At 51.4% G+C, this 255-nt stretch carries 1 rRNA gene; it reads right to left on the bottom strand.

Features of this window, described 5'->3' with window-relative positions:
• Positions 1–31: 31 nt before the first annotated feature.
• Positions 32–255 (bottom strand): 23S ribosomal RNA (locus tag L6D89_RS32535); the annotation flags it as partial.

Genomic DNA, 255 nt, shown 5'->3' with positions numbered 1-255 from the left:
CCGTACAACACGCAAATTGTTTGGGTGTTATATGGTCAAGCCTCACGGGCAATTAGTATCGGTTAGCTCAACGCCTCACAGCGCTTACACACCCGACCTATCAACGTCGTAGTCTTCGACGGCCCTTCAGGGGAATCAAGTTCCCAGTGAGATCTCATCTTGAGGCTAGTTTCCCGCTTAGATGCTTTCAGCGGTTATCTATTCCGAACATAGCTACCCGGCAATGCCACTGGCGTGACAACCGGAACACCAGAG

Origin of the sequence: Pseudomonas pseudonitroreducens (assembly GCF_021603645.1) — a bacterium.
Classification (GTDB): Bacteria; Pseudomonadota; Gammaproteobacteria; order Pseudomonadales; family Pseudomonadaceae; genus Pseudomonas; species Pseudomonas pseudonitroreducens.
Note: the sequence above shows the minus strand (reverse complement) of the source record. Positions and strands in the feature narration are given on the sequence as shown.